This window comes from Phorcysia thermohydrogeniphila, from assembly GCF_004339575.1.
GTDB lineage: Bacteria > Aquificota > Aquificia > Desulfurobacteriales > Desulfurobacteriaceae > Phorcysia > Phorcysia thermohydrogeniphila.
In genome coordinates this window covers 1-15,164 of the sequence record NZ_SMFV01000006.1, presented here as the reverse complement: position 1 = coordinate 15,164, position 15,164 = coordinate 1, and the positions used below count along the sequence as shown (strand labels likewise).

Annotated in this window: 15 protein-coding genes and 6 tRNA genes; 13 read left to right on the top strand and 8 right to left on the bottom strand. The window is 42.7% G+C overall.

The features are described from left to right. Nucleotides 1–621, bottom strand: coding sequence for a hypothetical protein (locus CLV27_RS07755; RefSeq protein ID WP_132527517.1), 621 nt, complete (start codon nt 619–621; stop codon nt 1–3). 286 nt (nt 622–907) lie between these two features. Between CLV27_RS07755 and CLV27_RS07750 the strand changes: the two genes are divergently transcribed. Together CLV27_RS07750 and CLV27_RS07745 are read left to right on the top strand one after the other, a co-directional pair. Next, entirely contained in the window at nt 908–2,113 is a 1,206-nt protein-coding gene (locus CLV27_RS07750; RefSeq protein WP_132527515.1) for an ATP-binding protein, read from the top strand. 18 nt (nt 2,114–2,131) lie between these two features. Next, entirely contained in the window at nt 2,132–3,694 is a 1,563-nt protein-coding gene (locus tag CLV27_RS07745; RefSeq protein WP_132527513.1) for a hydantoinase B/oxoprolinase family protein, read from the top strand. Nucleotides 3,695–3,747: 53 nt separating this feature from the next. On the opposite strand, the gene CLV27_RS07740 is transcribed toward CLV27_RS07745, so the two are convergent. From CLV27_RS07740 to ispE, 7 genes are all read right to left on the bottom strand, one after another. Continuing rightward, nucleotides 3,748–4,068: a nucleotidyltransferase family protein gene (locus tag CLV27_RS07740; RefSeq protein ID WP_132527511.1), complete on the bottom strand. Its 321-nt coding sequence runs from the start codon at nt 4,066–4,068 to the stop codon at nt 3,748–3,750. A gap of 32 nt (nt 4,069–4,100) precedes the next feature. Further along, a tRNA-Cys gene (locus tag CLV27_RS07735) sits at nt 4,101–4,175 on the bottom strand. Nucleotides 4,176–4,180: 5 nt separating this feature from the next. Then, nucleotides 4,181–4,256: transfer RNA gene (locus tag CLV27_RS07730), tRNA-Gly, on the bottom strand. Nucleotides 4,257–4,262: 6 nt separating this feature from the next. Next, a tRNA-Leu gene (locus CLV27_RS07725) sits at nt 4,263–4,348 on the bottom strand. An 11-nt stretch (nt 4,349–4,359) separates the two neighbouring features. Then, a tRNA-His gene (locus tag CLV27_RS07720) sits at nt 4,360–4,435 on the bottom strand. A gap of 10 nt (nt 4,436–4,445) precedes the next feature. Continuing rightward, nucleotides 4,446–4,520 (bottom strand) — tRNA-Gln (locus CLV27_RS07715). Between the two features lie 3 nt (nt 4,521–4,523). Next, the gene (ispE, locus tag CLV27_RS07710; RefSeq protein ID WP_132527509.1) at nt 4,524–5,363 is read right to left on the bottom strand and encodes a 4-(cytidine 5'-diphospho)-2-C-methyl-D-erythritol kinase; all 840 of its coding nucleotides are present in this window, start codon (nt 5,361–5,363) and stop codon (nt 4,524–4,526) included. Between the two features lie 64 nt (nt 5,364–5,427). Here ispE and CLV27_RS07705 point away from each other — a divergent pair, with 64 nt between their 5' ends. The 11 genes from CLV27_RS07705 to CLV27_RS07655 all read left to right on the top strand — a co-directional run bounded on the left by CLV27_RS07705 (nt 5,428) and on the right by CLV27_RS07655 (nt 14,971). Further along, nucleotides 5,428–6,504 carry a helix-turn-helix transcriptional regulator gene (locus tag CLV27_RS07705; protein ID WP_132527507.1) on the top strand — a complete coding sequence of 359 codons (1,077 nt, stop codon included), beginning with the start codon at nt 5,428–5,430 and terminating at the stop codon, nt 6,502–6,504. A 326-nt stretch (nt 6,505–6,830) separates the two neighbouring features. Beyond that, nucleotides 6,831–7,367 carry a hypothetical protein gene (locus CLV27_RS07700; RefSeq protein WP_132527505.1) on the top strand — a complete coding sequence of 179 codons (537 nt, stop codon included), beginning with the start codon at nt 6,831–6,833 and terminating at the stop codon, nt 7,365–7,367. Between the two features lie 9 nt (nt 7,368–7,376). Then, entirely contained in the window at nt 7,377–8,105 is a 729-nt protein-coding gene (locus tag CLV27_RS07695; protein WP_132527503.1) for a hypothetical protein, read from the top strand. After that, entirely contained in the window at nt 8,096–8,824 is a 729-nt protein-coding gene (locus CLV27_RS07690) for a hypothetical protein (RefSeq protein ID WP_132527501.1), read from the top strand. The genes CLV27_RS07695 and CLV27_RS07690 overlap by 10 nt, the downstream gene beginning before the upstream one ends. 77 nt (nt 8,825–8,901) lie before the next feature. Continuing rightward, entirely contained in the window at nt 8,902–9,948 is a 1,047-nt protein-coding gene (locus CLV27_RS07685; protein ID WP_132527499.1) for a polysaccharide deacetylase family protein, read from the top strand. After that, on the top strand, nt 9,945–10,706 hold the full coding sequence (locus tag CLV27_RS07680; RefSeq protein ID WP_132527497.1) for a glycosyltransferase family 2 protein: 762 nt from the start codon (nt 9,945–9,947) through the stop codon (nt 10,704–10,706). The genes CLV27_RS07685 and CLV27_RS07680 overlap by 4 nt, the downstream gene beginning before the upstream one ends. After that, entirely contained in the window at nt 10,684–11,739 is a 1,056-nt protein-coding gene (locus tag CLV27_RS07675) for a glycosyltransferase family 4 protein (RefSeq protein ID WP_132527495.1), read from the top strand. The genes CLV27_RS07680 and CLV27_RS07675 overlap by 23 nt, the downstream gene beginning before the upstream one ends. Then, nucleotides 11,684–12,058, top strand: coding sequence for a hypothetical protein (locus CLV27_RS07670; RefSeq protein ID WP_132527493.1), 375 nt, complete (start codon nt 11,684–11,686; stop codon nt 12,056–12,058). Before CLV27_RS07675 ends, CLV27_RS07670 begins: the two co-directional genes overlap by 56 nt. After that, the gene (gene priA, locus CLV27_RS07665) at nt 12,059–14,419 is read left to right on the top strand and encodes a replication restart helicase PriA (protein WP_132527491.1); all 2,361 of its coding nucleotides are present in this window, start codon (nt 12,059–12,061) and stop codon (nt 14,417–14,419) included. A 10-nt stretch (nt 14,420–14,429) separates the two neighbouring features. Further along, on the top strand, nt 14,430–14,870 hold the full coding sequence (locus CLV27_RS07660) for a hypothetical protein (RefSeq protein ID WP_132527489.1): 441 nt from the start codon (nt 14,430–14,432) through the stop codon (nt 14,868–14,870). A gap of 25 nt (nt 14,871–14,895) precedes the next feature. Then, nucleotides 14,896–14,971, top strand: a tRNA-Gly gene (locus CLV27_RS07655). Nucleotides 14,972–15,164 lie beyond the last annotated feature (193 nt).

Sequence of the window (15,164 nt, the reverse complement as noted above, 5' to 3'; positions counted from 1 at the left end):
TCAGACTTTAAGTAAGCAGGCAATTATTCCATATGCACTTTCTTCATTTTCAACTTTTTTAATCACATCCTTCCATTTAATCTCAAAATCGTTTCTTCTAGAAACGGATTTACATTCTTCTAATATGTTGTTAAGTCTCCGTTCCACTACTTTGTTCGCTTTGCCTCCCTCATCATAGTAGTCTGTGTAGACTGTAATAATTCCAAACTGAACCTTAGAATCCTTATTCCTTGCCAGCCTTAGAAATTCTGTTATTTCCTCTAAGTCGTTTCTGATGGGATTTAAGGAATTGTTTCTCATAACCTTTACTTCAATAACTCCGCGCGGGTAACCATTTTTCCACCATAATGTTATGTCAAATCTGCCATTTAGCTTTAGTGCTCTTGGGTAGCGACCCGGATACTGTATATCAGCGTTGAATATAGTCTCTCCTACCTTACTTTCCAGTTCCAATAACAAGTTGAGTTTTGAAAGTTCTTCAAAAATTTTTACTGTTATGAAATATTCGGGAGCTGTCCACAACCACTCTCCACCACTTATTTCATAGTATTCTTTCCATGCCTTTTTTGTTCCATTTACACAGGCTTTTAAAATTGAATCCATACTGGCATTTGGTGGCATTTTACCCCCCTTTTCTTAGCAGTTTCCATCTAGTATAAGCTGTTAAAAATTATAGCACAAGGGGTTAAGCCGTTGTAATGTAACCTTCAAGAACTGAATATTTATTCCCTTAAAGTTTTAATTAACAATAGTTTAAAGCAGTGAAACATAGTAAGAACCTTTCAGGCAATCGTTTAAGGATTCTACAATGCTTAAAGCTGTTTCCTTGCTCAGGTTCAAGGATGGATGAAGTTTAGTTTAATGTGTTAAACTTAAAATACCAACTTTAGTTTAATGGGCTGAACTAATGGAAAGGTTACTTGAGGTAGCCAAGCGTCTGACCGTTCTTAAAACTTCCCAAAAAGTGCCGGAGTATAAAAGGTTTCTCTACAGTCAGGTTAAGAATAGTCCCTCTAAACTGGTTGGTATATACGGCGGTCGTGGCGTTGGAAAGACAACCTTAATGGTTCAAATTTTAAAAGAGCTGAACCTTCCTCCATCAAAAGCTCTCTTTATATCCTGCGACCATCCTGCCTTTTCTGGTTTTTCGTTATTTGAATTCTTAGAGGAATACGCATCCTTAGGAGGAAAGTACGTCTTTATAGACGAGATTCACAGAGTGAAAGACTTTCAGTCTCACCTAAAATCTGTCTACGATTTCCTTGACCTAAAAGTTTATTTTTCAGGTTCTTCTGCTGTATACCTTAATAACCCAGACTTTGCAAGACGTTTTTCAATGTTTAAACTGCCAGTTCTCTCTTTCAGAGAATTTATAGAACTTTCTACTGGAATAGACTTTTCTCCTCTTACCCTCACAGATATCATAGACAATCACGAAGATATTGCCTTTGGGATAGTTAGAACTTTCAGCGACAGGAAAATACTTGAACTATTTGAAGAATACAAGTTACATGGAGCTTACCCTTTCTACTTTGAAGACCCCGAAAAGTTTCTTGAGAAGCTTGCAGCTTCTGTGGATTTGGCAATCTCCTCTGACATTGCTCTTCTCTACTCTGTTAATCCTGAGAAAGTTCAAACGATAAAAAAACTCTTGGTTACGATATGCGTTTCAAAACCTATGGAACTGTCCGTTGAAAACGTGGCGTCCCTTGTTGGAGTTTCTAAAGCTACCCTCTATAAATACATAGAGTATCTTTCAAGGGCTGACCTTATTATTCACGTTCAGCACGAAGCCAAAAGGTTTCGGGCGGTAAGAAAGCCAGATAAACTCTTCCTTGCCAATACAAACCTTTTAAATGCACTATGCTTAGAGAGAGAAAAGGGAACAGAAAGAGAAACCTTCTTTGCCTCTGTAACCTCTTACAGGCACAAATTAAACTACGTTGATAGAGGAGACTTCTTCGTAGACGAAAAGTTCATCTTTGAAGTAGGAGGTAAGAACAAAAAGTTGGAACAGGTAAAAGGTCTTAGTAATGCTTATTTAGCAGTTGACGGAGTAGAAATCGGCTCTGGAAAGAGAATTCCTCTATGGTTGTTTGGCTTCATCTACTGAAAAAAGGAGGCCGGTTTCATGGGAGTTAATCCTATACTCCTTGAAGTCTTTAAGAACAGGTTTTCTTCTATTGCTGAAGAGATGGGAATCGTCCTTCAGAGGACTTCCTTTTCTCCGAACATAAAGGAGAGGAAAGACTTTTCCTGTGCCATATTTGACGAAAACGGTGAAATGGTTGCTCAGGCTGCCCACATTCCCGTTCATCTTGGCTCAATGCCTCTGTCTGTTAAGTCCGTGATAGAGAGCTTAGAGCTTAAAGAAGGCGATATGGCAATTCTAAACGACCCTTTTAGGGGAGGAACTCACCTTCCAGACGTTACGATAGTTGCTCCCGTTTACGTTGACGGAAAACCTGTTTTTTACGTTGCAAACAGAGCTCACCACGCAGACATAGGGGGAATCTCCCCCGGCTCAATGCCCCTTGCAACTTCCCTCTTTCAGGAAGGTATAAGGATTCCTCCTCTAAAAATTGTTGAGGCTGGAAGGATAAACGAGGAGTTCTTAGCCCTCATAAAAGCAAACGTCAGGACTCCAGAAGAAAGAGAAGGAGACTTTACAGCCCAAATCATGGCAAATAGAGTTGCCATAAAAAGGCTTTTAGAGCTCGTAGAGAAATACTCCCTTTCTACGGTTAAAGATTACAGCAGAGCTCTCATTGACTACTCCGAAAAAATCATGAGAAAGACCATAGAGTCAATACCAGACGGTGTTTACGAGTTTGAAGATTTCATGGAAGACGACGGACTTGGGAGAAAAGACGTAAAAATAAAGGTAAAAATCACAATAAGCGGAGACAGTGCCGTAGTTGACTTTTCAGGTTCAGATAAAGAAGTTGAGGGAAGCATAAACAGCGTTAGGGCTATAACACTTTCAGCAGTTCTCTACGTTTTTAGGTGTCTTGTGAAGGAGGACATTCCGACAAACGCCGGCTGTATGAGACCCATAAAGGTGATAACCAAAAAAGGGACGATAGTTGACGCTAACTTTCCCCGTGCCGTTTCTGCCGGTAACGTTGAGACGTCTCAGAGGATTGTTGATGTATTGCTTGGAGCTCTATCAAAAGCCCTCCCCGACTTCATTCCTTCTGCCTCTCAGGGAACTATGAACAACGTAACCGTAGGAGGAATTGATCCAGAAACTGGTACTCCCTTTACCTACTACGAAACAATTGGCGGAGGAATGGGCGCTTGGGCTAAAGGCAACGGAGAAAGCGCAGTTCACTCCCACATGACAAACACCCTCAACACTCCGATAGAAGCCCTTGAATTTGCTTACCCATTTATGGTTACAGAGTATTCCGTTAGAAGAGGTTCGGGAGGAAGGGGACTTTTTAACGGAGGTGATGGAATTGTCAGGGAGTTTAAGTTCCTTACGGATGTTGAAGTAACAGTGGTTTCCGAAAGGAGAAAAATTCCCCCTTACGGCCTCTTTGGAGGAGAGCCCGGTAAAGTTGGTGAAAACTGGGTTGTAAAGAACGGGAAGAAAGTTCTAAAACCTGCCAAGTTTACAGAGAAACTTTCTGCTGGAGACCTTTTAAGGATAGAAACTCCCGGAGGCGGAGGCTGGGGAAGAAACAAATAGGACGAATTCACAGTTCGTTAGAGAGAATGTTCCTAATTTCAGAACTATTATGTTTAGACATAAACAACTTCTCTTAGAATAGTTTCCTTTAGCTCTGGTCTGAGAGCTTTCTTGGTGACTAAGTTAACTTTTCTTCCAAAGAGCTCTTCAAGGAAAAGTTTAAGCTTTATGTAACTTATAAGTCCAATTTTATTCTTTTCAACTTCAATCAAGATGTCAATATCGCTATCTTTCGTTTGTTCTTCTCTTGCAAAAGAACCAAAGAGCCCAATTTCTTTAACTCCGAAGCTCTCTCTGAGGTAATTTTTGTGTTCTTTCAAGATTCTAAGGATATCTTCTTTCTTAAGTTCAATAGATTCTGCTGTTTTTAGCATCTTTCTCTTTTTGATTTTGATTAAAAAATAAGTGGAGGCGGCGGGCGGAATCGAACCGCCGAATAAGGGATTTGCAGTCCCCTGCCTTACCACTTGGCTACGCCGCCATTAGTGGAGCGGGCGACGGGACTTGAACCCGCGACCTAAGCCTTGGCAAGGCTTCGCTCTACCTACTGAGCTACGCCCGCTCTTTATGGTGCGGGAGGTGGGAGTCGAACCCACACGCCCAGAGGGCACTGGATCCTAAGTCCAGCGCGTCTGCCAGTTCCGCCACTCCCGCATGGCGGAATGTGGGGTGGGAGACGGGACTTGAACCCGCGACCGCCGGGGCCACAACCCGGCGCTCCACCAACTGAGCTACTCCCACCATAATAAAATGGCTGGGGCGGCAGGATTCGAACCTGCGAATGGCGGATCCAAAGTCCGCTGCCTTACCGCTTGGCTACGCCCCAGCTCTACACTGCAGAGAGAAATTTAAACCACCAGCCCTCTTTTTTCAAGGGGGTAGTGTCAGGTTTTTCACCTTTTATGATGGCAAATACGCACGAGCCGCTTCCACTCATTAAAGGCTTTAGTCCTATTTCCTTTAGCTTTTCCTTGACTCTGAGGACCTCCTTCACGCAGGGGGATTCTGACTTTTCAAGGTCGTTTTCCATGTTGTCTATGAGCTCTGAAAAGTTCTCGTTTATGAGGGGAGATATTATGAGCCTTTCTGCGTCTTCAACGGCAACCTCCCTCTTAATAGAGGGAAGGTTCTGATAGACCTCTGCCGTTGAGCAGGGAAAGCCGGGGAAGACCAGTAGGATTTCAAAGTTGGCCGGACTAAAGAACTTTAGCTTTTCACCCCTTCCGTAAGCTATGGCGAGCCCACCTTTTAAGAAGAAGGGAACGTCACTGCCGAGCTTGGCCGCTAACTCGTGGAGCTCCTCCTCGCTTAACGGATTACCGTATATGGTATTTAGCCCCTTCAGTGTCGCCGCTGCGTTAGAGCTCCCGCCTCCAAGTCCCGCGCCGACGGGTATTCTCTTTGTCAGCTTTATGCTTACCTTAGGGTTTATCCCCGTTTTTTCCTTAAAGAGCCTGCAAGCCTTTATTATGAGGTTACTCCTATCAAGTGGTAGAGAGTTGTTCCCCCTGACGCTTAAGACCAATCTGTCTGAGGGAAGGAAAGACAGAACGTCAAATAGGTTAACGGTGTGCATAACGGTTACGAGCTCGTGGTAGCCGTCTGGACGCTTTCCTTTGACCCAGAGGGAGAGGTTTATCTTTGCTGGGGATGGTAGTATCAGCCTCATATTTTCCTTCTTGACTTTCAAAGACTTAATTCTGATTATATCTAAAACCATTCAGAGGAACAGGATGAAAAAGATAACCCTTATCCTTGAAATTTTAAAATTACTTTCGGAGAACGGGGATAGATTTCTTTCCACAACCGATATTTACAAAGAACTTAAAAGAAGAGGTGTTTTAGGGGAAGGAAAAGCTGAAAGGAAAAGACTTCAAAGAGCTCTTTCTGACCTCTACAAGGAAGGATACGTAGAGAAAAAATCTGATAACCTTCGGGGCAAAAAACCACAGGACTGGAAACTCAACATAGAAGCTTTTCCCTATCTCATTTCCTACACTGAAGAGGAGCTAATATCCCTCTTTACTCTTGTTTCTTTCGTCCCTAAGAAGTATAGGCAGCTTCCTATATTGGAGCCGGCCCTTAATGCCATAAACAGGTTCGGAAAGTTTCTTGATAGTGAAGAAAAAGAAATAGCCAAGGAGTCCTTTGATTATCTGCCTCTCCCTGTTGAACGTTACAACAGGGTTGAAAAAGAAACCCTTGAACTGATTTTTAAAGCGATTATACAGAGGAGGGCTCTCATTGTTTCCTACAAAAGTAAACAAATAAAAATTCTGCCCATAAAGATTTTTCACTACAATGGCACTTTTTACCTTTTAGCTTTAGATGGAAAGACAAAAAAACTAAGGACTTTTCTTGTTATGATGCTTAAAGCTTATGGACTAACGGAAGAAACATATCCCCTCTTTTACTGGAAACGCTACAAGGACACGTTTTTTACTTTTCCTGAGAAACCCTTTATTTTTAAAGTAGAGCTCCCTCCAGACTATACAGCCTATTGTAGACCTGAACACGAACTATACCTCTATCCTACTCAGTTCCACTTGAAAAGTGATAAGGAAAAAACGCTGGTCTGGCTTGTTGGTTATGCCAGTTATCGCTTTGTAAGCTGGCTCATTTTGGATGAGGTTAAGGCTCTTTACCCTCCAAGTGAAGAGGACATTGAGTTAGCCAAACAAAAAAGGTTAAAAAGAATCTATCCTGACCTTTCTCTTGACCTTTCAAAAAACCTTGTTCGCTACAGGGTCTTTCTTAAGGAGCTCCGTAGATTCTTTGAAGTTAGGAAAAAACTCTTTAAAAACCTATAAATGGCCCAAATTTTGGGTTATTCCCTTCTTACACTAAAAAAGACAAAAAGTTTGGGAGGTTGGGACAATGGCCGTCTTCATCTGTTCTAAGTGTGGTTCTATGGTAGAGAGTACTTCAACCCCTTCTGGAGTAGGTTGTCCCGCTGGAGGTTCTCACCTTTGGTATCGGATTTGTAGCTCAGGGGGTGTTGCTCCTAAATCCGGAACCAAAGCTTACCAGTGTAGGAAGTGCGGGAAAATCGTTTATTGCACAACGACTCCAGCTGGAGTAGGTTGTCCCTCTGGGGGTTCTCACCTCTGGATAAGACTTTGAAGGGAGGGAGAGAATGAAAGATGAAAAATACTGGCTTGACGTTTTAGAAGTGGGAGAATACTTGGTGGAACGTTTGGACGAGGAGACGAAGAAGTTTGAGCTCCAAAAAGACACTAAGAGCAAGGGAAAAGAAGTAAAGATAAAAGTTCTCCCTAAGAGCTCCAAGAAAACACTTTCAGATTCGGAAAAGGTTGAAACTATTGTAAAAGTTCTTCAAGGAATTATAGAGGCAAGGGAGGATATTAAAGAAATCTTATACACTTACAAGGAGATTCAAAGGCTCAGTTTAGAAGCTCAAAAGCTTTACGTTGAAGTTGAAAAGAGGAGAATAGCTCTTGAGGAATACAGGATTTCTTTAAAGGCCAAAGCCGAGACAGTGAGGAAGATACTTGAAAACTATAAAAGTCAACTGGAGAACATAATGAAAATAGCAGAAAAGATTCCCAGTAGTGATGACAAATTATTTGAGAGAAAACTCCACTTAATAGACAGGGCGAACAAACTGCTGGAGAGGATTTCAGAGTTGATACTACAGTTCATGACCCTTTAAGGAGGGGAGATGACCTCACAAACGCCCTCCCTTGAAAAGATAGAATCCACACTCTTAGAGATTAAGGAAAAAGTAGACCAAAGTTTATCAGTTCTTGAAATGGACATTGATAGTATAAATCAATCTTTTCTAAATATCCTTGAAGAATACAACAACCTTATGAGTAAGGCTTCCCAAATGTTTAAACAAGCCTTGGAGGATTTAGATGATTCCGACCTCTTAGTTGGGACTGTTAAGTTCGTTGTTAAAGGAATTGGTGCGGCTTTTAACTATGGAAAGGCTTGGTTTAAGAAAAAGTCGTGGGAATGGGAATTTAGTTCTAAGATGGAGGAGCTGAAAAACGCAAGAGTTAACGTTATCTACACAAAGCTTGCTAACTTAAAGATTCTGGAAGAAAAAGAGCTTCCTTACTTGAGAGAAAAGATTTTGTGGACGTTGAATCAACTTGGCTCTTATGAACCTTCAGATACGAGAGTTTTAGACTTTGCCGTTGAGAAAGCAGAAGAAGCTCTTTTACTATTTTTTAAAACCTACTTCATTGAGGGGGGAATTGCCTACTTAAAGAGTGCTCTCAACGACGCAAAGGAAGGGAAAGCAGTAGTTGGAGATGCTTCTGTTTGGAAGGAGGCTTTGACTAAAGCTCCAAGAGACTTAGAGAAAAAGCTTTCGGAGCTTAATGTTAAGGAGAACTCAGCGGTTGCTCTTGTAGTTAAAAACTGGAGGGAAAGATGGCTGTAAGGACTACTTCTCAAGTTAATAGGTTCTTTGAGGAAGAACTGAAAATAGTTGAAAATTTAGAAAAAGAAGAAAGTAAGAAAATTTCCGAGATAAAAGAAACTGCTGAGAAACACTTAGAAGACCTAAACCAGCTCTATAAAAGAAGACTTTGGTTTATAGACACTGACTCTAAACCTCCGTGGTTTGAAAAGTTTAAAAGTTTCCTCTCAAATCTTAATGAAAATCCCCGTAGTGCACTTCTTGAAGATGTCTTCATCTTAAAACAGTTAGAAAGCTTACCAATTAAAGCTTCCAATTTTTGGTTTCTTGAGTTCAAAAAGTATTTTCTCTCAATTCTATTTTTAACTCCCATTCTCCTCATGATTGACGTTTTTCTCCTGCAATGGGACAGCCTTTTTTGGTTTTTTGCTGTTAACCTCTTCTTTGTCTTTAGATTTCTTTTTTTACCTCCAAAAAGAGACCTTGTTATTTTGACCTCAATTTTTTCTCTTTGTTTTTACTATCAGCCAGTTATTGAGTGGTTAATAACAAAAGATTGGTTTTCCGTTCTTTTTCAGAAGTGGCATTCGCTAACCCTTGGAGAAAAGTTTCTCCTTGTAGAGGCCTTTAGTATAGTTTACGCTCTCAGTGAGTCTCACACAGAAGCTTACTACGATGCGGTAAATGTCCGTTTCTCCATTGTTTATGAATGGTTAAAGAAGTTCCGGTTCGGAGATTAGGAAACTTGGTTATCCTTTCAAAATATTATACCATATCAGTGCCTTAAAATATATCTACTCCTTTCAGGAGAAAAAGGTTGTCAGGTGTTGTTTTCCTCCTCCATAGGGTTTATCCGGACAGAGGAAAAAGGGACGATATAGATATTGATACTTTCCAAAGAGCTCTCAGTCTCATAAAGAGCCGTTTTAAGGTAGTTCCCCTGCAGGCGATTTTTGAAGAAAATGACACGTGCCGTAGGGCGGCAATTACATTTGACGACGGCTACGCAGATAACTTTGTATATGCCTACCCTGTTCTGAAAAAGCTCGGAATTCCAGCCCACATTTTTATTACTTCTGGAAGGATAAGGGAGGAAGGAGTTAGAAGAACCCTTTTTGACTACTGGGAGGGGAAGGTTTCTTTTAAAGAGCTCTTTTCTCCAAAGTCAATGCACGAAGGACACGTTGAGTTTGTAAGGAGGGGAAGTTCAGAAGAGTTTTTAAGCTGGGAAGAGCTTGACAGGATGAGGGACGTCTTTTCTTTTGGAGCTCACGGTAAGTATCACTTCTCTTTTCCTGTATCCCCAGAGATAGAGGATTTCTACGATGGGAAAAACTTTCGCTGGACAGCCCTTTTATATTCCAGAGAGCTCTTTATCGGTCTTCCCCTCTTTAAAACGGGGAGTGAGCTCAGTGGAAGAAAGTTCTATCCTTCTGAAGAGTTCCTAACCTTTTGCAAAGACTTTAAAAAAGAAGGGAACTGGAAGGAGAGCTTAAAGAGGGAAGTAGAAAAGAGGTTTAAAACCCTTGGAGAGTTTGAAACGGAGAGTATTGCAAGGGAGAGAATAGAGAGGGAGCTCTTAGAAAGTAAGGCGGAGATAGAGGAAAAGCTCGGCGTAAAGGTAAACACCTTTGCTTGGCCCTTTGGACACTACTCAGAGTTTAGTAAGGAGATTGCGGCAAGGGTTTATGATTACATCTTCACGACGAAGAGAGGAGTTGTTACTGAAATGTCAGACTTTAAGGAGCTCCCCCGAGTTTCCCTTGGAAAGGATATCTTTACAGTTCTTGGAAGGCTCTTTTCCTTTTCAACCGATTTGGGTCTATCCCTTTACAAATTCTTTAAGAAGGGGAAGGTACTTTGAAGCTCTCGGTAGGAATTCTCACTTTTAACTCTGAAAAGAGGATAGGGGAAGTTTTAAACAGCATTAAAGACGTTGCCGATGAAATAGTTATTCTTGATTCAGGTTCAGAGGACAGAACCCTTGAAATAGCTGAACGCTTTGGCGCACGCGTATTTTATAGGAAGTTTGACAACTTCGTTAACCAGAAAAACCATCTTCTTTCTCTATGCCGTGGAGATTGGGTTCTCTTTTTAGACGACGATGAGATTGTAAGTGAGGAGCTTGCAGCCCAAATATCAAAGATTAAGAAAGAAAACCCGCCGGTTGACGGCTACTACGTTAGCCGTCTGACAAACTACCTTGGAAGGTGGATAAAACACGCTTGGTATCCCGACTGGCAGTTAAGGCTTGCTAAGAGAGAGAAGTGCCGCTGGGTAGGGGATTGGGTTCACGAAAGGCTTCTCGTCAACGGAAAGACAGGTTATTTAAAGGGAGACCTCCTTCACTACTCGTATCCTTCTGTATCCTTTCACCTAAAAAAAATTGACCTTTATACGAGCCTTTACGCTGAGGGTGCGTTCAAAAAAGGGAAAAAGTTTTCCCTCCTAAAACTCCTACTTTCCCCTGCTGGAGCTTTTTTAAGGCGTTACCTTTTAAAAAGGGGCTTCCTTGACGGTTTTGAAGGTTTCGTCTTAAGTGTTATGGCCTCCCACTACACGTTCTTGAAGTATTTAAAACTTTGGGAACTGGAGAAAAATGAGAAAGCTCGTCGTTCTTGATGAGAGGTGGAACAGCGCCCTTACAGACCTTGGGGTAAAAATTGCCTCTGTACTTGAAGGGAAAGTTGCCTGTGCCGTACTAAAGGGATTCCCTGCAGAAAAGAGGTGTAAGGAACTTGGAATTCCTACCTTCTACATAGAAGACCCAAGAAAGAAGTTTCCCCTCTCTCCCTTCCTCTCCCTTAAAAAGGTCATTGAAACCTTTAGACCACAGGTGGTCTTAACGATTCGTGGTGATGAGATGCTCTTCTCTGCCCTCCTAAAAAAGCGCTTTTCCTTTAGGCTCTATAGACTCCACGGCGAGGCAAAGGGAATAAGGGAATCTTTCCTCAACAAGTTCTTACACGAGAGGTACGTTGACGGCGTAATACTTTCCTCACGCAAAGCGCTTAACTCGGTTGTAGTAAACCTTCCAAAGCTCTTTGTTCCCGGGGCGGTTGATGTTGAAAAGTTTCGTTTCTCTGAGGAGGGAAGAAAAAGGGTCAGGAAAGAGTTAAAGGTCGGTAATGAACTTCTCTTTGGAGTAGTTGGAAGGCTTGACCCCGTGAAAGGTCATGAGGTTTTTTTGAGAGCTCTCTCCCTTTTAAAGAAAAGGGGATTAAAGTTTAAGGCCGTTATCGTCGGTGAGGAAAAGAACGTAAAGCTGAGTGAACTTTTGGAGCTCTGTCGCACTCTCTCTTTAAGTAGCGACGTAACTTTTATCCCTGAGCGACGAAAAGATATAGTTGATATTATGTCGGCCATTGACGTTGGGGTTGTTCCTTCCTTAGGTTCAGAGATGATAGCGAGGGTTCCCTTAGAGTTTATGGCCTGCAGGAGGCCGGTTGTTGTAAGCGATGTTGGGGTTCTACCCGAAATTGTTAAGGAAGATTTTGGTATTGTTGTTCATCCCACCCCTCCTTCACTTGCGGAAGGTTTAGGGGCTACTTTTAAGAAAGATTTAAAGAGAATGGGGCTTTTAGCCGAGGAGGAAGTCCGTGAAAAGTACTCCCTTGATGCTCTTAGGAGCTCTGTTAACAGCTTTATCCTTTAGCTGTAAGACTGCGACCTCTGACTACACCATTACCTACCCTGCAGGGCTAATCGCCAACCATCCAAAGGAGTTTGTAGGCTGCTACGTAAAGCTCGTCGGAAGAGTCTCCCTTAAAAGACCCCAAGACCAGTTTCCTCCCTTTTCCCTTAACGACGCTCTTCTCTGCGATAGCTCTGGGTGCATCTATATCCACGACGATACTAAAAACCTGAAGGATTTTGTTGGAAAGAGGGTTAAGATTCTCGGCTACGGTAGGGTCACCCAGTTTAACTTTCCCTACGTTGAAGTAATAGAGATTAAAGAGGCGGGGAAGGAATAGTTGTTCGTAGAAGTTGTTCTTGACATTCCACTTGATAGGACCTTCTACTATAAAGTTCCAGAGGTGATCTCCTACCCTCCAGAGGTTGGAAAGAGGGTTATAGTTCCCTTTGGCGCTAACGACCTTTTAAGGACTGGAATAATCGTAAGCGTTAAAGATGACGTTGACTTTCCAGAGGAAAAGATAAAGGAGCTATTTGACATCCCGGACGACTTTCCACTTTTCACTCCATCCTGCTTGGAACTTTGCCGTTTTGTCTCAGACTACTACGGCGGTTACTTTGGAGAGACCCTCTTTTCCTTCCTTCCGGGAGGATTTGAGGTAACAGAGTCCCTTTTTGTAAAACTCTCAGAGCCTACTCCTTCCGTAAAGCTTACTGAAAATGAGAAAAAGATAGTTGAAACCCTTAAAAACTCCTCTGGGAAGTTAAAAGTATCTACTTTAAGGAGAAGGGTGAAGCTGTCATCCTTTTATCAGGTTTTGAGGAATCTCGTTTCCAAGTCTGTTGTTGTAAGGGAAGAGCTAATAAAAAGGGACTCAGTTCCCCGTGAGCGTTTTGCTGTCTTTGTAAAAGACGGGGAGGTCAGAGGAAAGAAATCAAGAGAGCTCCTACATTACCTCAAAGAGAAGGGGAAAGAAAGCGTTAATACTCTTAAAGCCTTAGACTTTAGCTTACAGGTGATAAATGGATTAGTTAAGAAAGGCTTAATAGAGATTGTTGAAGAAAAGGTTACCCTTGAAAACAGGCTTTGGGAGCTTAAGGACACCAAGAAAATAAAGCTAACGCCCTCTCAGGAAAAGGCCTTCAAGGAGCTCGTAGGGGCAAAAGAGGGGAAGTTCCTCCTTTACGGTGTTACCGGCTCTGGAAAGATGGAAGTCTATTTAAAGGTAGCCTACGAGGTGGTAAAAAGAGGAAAGTCCGTCCTCATACTCGTTCCTGAGCTCTTGCTCACGCCAGAGCTCCGCGCCCGCGTTGAAAGTTATTTTGGCAAGAACATAGGAATCTATCACGGTAAATTAACTCCAAAAGAGAAAGTTTCCACGTGGCTTAAAGCGTTAAGGGGAGAAGTGAAGGTCTTCATAGGAACCCGAGGAGCGGTTATGCTCCCTATAAAGGATTTAGGTCTCATTGTTGTTGATGAAGAGCAGGACTCTTCCTACAAAGAGCAGCAAAAGCCCTACTACCACGCCCGTGAAGTTGCCCTTAAGAGGGGAGAGATTGAGAAGTTTCCCGTTCTCCTCGTTTCAGCAACGCCCTCTGTAGAAACCTACTACAGAAGCAAGCTCGGAGAAATCAAACTCCTTGAACTAAAAGAAAGGGTCTCAACTGTTCCCCTTCCATACATAAAGCTTGTAAACCTTCAGGAAACAGAAAGGATAAGCATCTTCTCTAAGGAGCTCCTTGCGGCCATAGAAAATACCGTTAAAAAGGGCGAGCAGGTTCTCCTCTTCATAAATAGGAGGGGCTTTTTCGCGAAAAGTTTCTGTTTAAACTGCGGCTACGTGGCGGAGTGTAGCGACTGCTCCGTCCCTCTCGTTTACCACAAAAGCGAGAGAAAACTCATTTGTCACCTTTGTGGAAAACGCTATGAACCTATCTACCGCTGTCCAAAGTGCGGCAAGAGGCTTGACTTTTTTGGTTACGGGACAGAAAGAGTAGAGGAAGAGTTAAGAATTCTCTTCCCAAAATTTAGGGTTGTTCGTCTTGACCAAGACACTGTTAAAAATCCAGAGGTTGGAGCTCGTCTCATAAAAGAAATCAAAGAAGGAAAGTACGACGTAATCGTTGGAACGCAGATAGCCACCAAGGGGCACAACTTTCCAAAGCTCACCCTTGTAGGTGTTCTCCTTGCAGACCTCCTCGGAGGAGCTCCAGATTACAGAACCTCTGAAAGAATCTTCCAGCTAATCGTTCACACAACGGGTAGAGCTGGACGCTTTAAACCCGGAGCTGCAATTGTCCAAGCCCTAAAGCCCGACCTTCCTGCCGTAAAGTATGCTGCAACCTACAAGTTTGACGAGTTTTACCGTGAAGAGTTAACGGCGAGGGAATTCTTGGGCTTTCCCCCTTTTACAAAAACCTTGCTCTTGGAATTTCAGCTTGAAAAACTCGCCGAGTTTAAAAAGCTAAGAGAGAAATTTGAAAAAATAAAAAATGAGCTCTCCCTTTTCTTTTCAGTTTCAGACCTTACCCCTGCTCCCCTTCCAAAGGTCTCTGGCCGCTACAGGTTTACCTCTTTCCTCAGGACGAGCTCTGAAGAAAAGTTAATGAAGGGAGTTGCTGTAATAAAAGAAAGATTTCCGTCAACTTTCAGCGGAATCAGGTATAAAATAGAGGTTGAGCCAATGCGGATAGTCTGAGGGGGTAAACATGAAAAAGTGGATGTTCCTGCCAGTACTTCTTATAGCACTTTCGGCCTGTGCCACTACTGCAACCCAAGAGAAAAATGCCCAAGAGCTCCAGACCCAAACGGTGAAGCCGGAGCTCCTTCTTGGGGATGAGGTTCCCGTTTATCCCGGGTTTAAGTTCATTCCTACGAAGAGCTTTACCTACGAGTCCGGAAACATAAAAGTGGGAAGGCTCTTCTTTAGCGGGAAAGCCTCTATCAAGGAAATTGTAAGCTATTACAAGGACGTTCTTCCTCAGCAGGGATGGGAACCTGTAGCAATTAGCGTATACGGAAATCAAGCAACCCTTACCTACGTTATGCCGGATAGAACCCTCCAGATTCAGGCGAACAAGGGCTTTGCAGAGACGGTAATTATCATCCAAATTGGTCCTCGTGGAGAGTTGACAACGAAGGAAGAGTAGCTAATTTATTAACTCTGCATGAAGAGCGGGCGTAGCTCAGTAGGTAGAGCGAAGCCTTGCCAAGGCTTAGGTCGCGGGTTCAAGTCCCGTCGCCCGCTCCATTAACATCCTGAATAAGGATGCCCGTAGCGGCTGGTTGGCATCGTCTATCAAACGATAGAAGACTTGACACTTCTTAAAGAGAAACTATATTTTCCACCCGCGAGCGACAGAATCCCTCAAGCGGGGTTGACAGAAGCCCCGTGAGGGAATAGATTTAAAAATTGCGCGCCACAAAAAGGTCTTTGACAGGAG

Bases quoted from the DNA above. Each gene is read 5' to 3' on its own strand.
- CLV27_RS07755 (WP_132527517.1), bottom strand. From the start codon at position 621: ATGCCACCAAATGCCAGTATGGATTCAATTTTAAAAGCCTGTGTAAAT.
- CLV27_RS07750 (WP_132527515.1), top strand. From the start codon at position 908: ATGGAAAGGTTACTTGAGGTAGCCAAGCGTCTGACCGTTCTTAAAACT.
- CLV27_RS07745 (WP_132527513.1), top strand. From the start codon at position 2,132: ATGGGAGTTAATCCTATACTCCTTGAAGTCTTTAAGAACAGGTTTTCT.
- CLV27_RS07740 (WP_132527511.1), bottom strand. From the start codon at position 4,068: ATGCTAAAAACAGCAGAATCTATTGAACTTAAGAAAGAAGATATCCTT.
- ispE (WP_132527509.1), bottom strand. From the start codon at position 5,363: ATGAGGCTGATACTACCATCCCCAGCAAAGATAAACCTCTCCCTCTGG.
- CLV27_RS07705 (WP_132527507.1), top strand. From the start codon at position 5,428: ATGAAAAAGATAACCCTTATCCTTGAAATTTTAAAATTACTTTCGGAG.
- CLV27_RS07700 (WP_132527505.1), top strand. From the start codon at position 6,831: ATGAAAGATGAAAAATACTGGCTTGACGTTTTAGAAGTGGGAGAATAC.
- CLV27_RS07695 (WP_132527503.1), top strand. From the start codon at position 7,377: ATGACCTCACAAACGCCCTCCCTTGAAAAGATAGAATCCACACTCTTA.
- CLV27_RS07690 (WP_132527501.1), top strand. From the start codon at position 8,096: ATGGCTGTAAGGACTACTTCTCAAGTTAATAGGTTCTTTGAGGAAGAA.
- CLV27_RS07675 (WP_132527495.1), top strand. From the start codon at position 10,684: ATGAGAAAGCTCGTCGTTCTTGATGAGAGGTGGAACAGCGCCCTTACA.
- CLV27_RS07660 (WP_132527489.1), top strand. From the start codon at position 14,430: ATGAAAAAGTGGATGTTCCTGCCAGTACTTCTTATAGCACTTTCGGCC.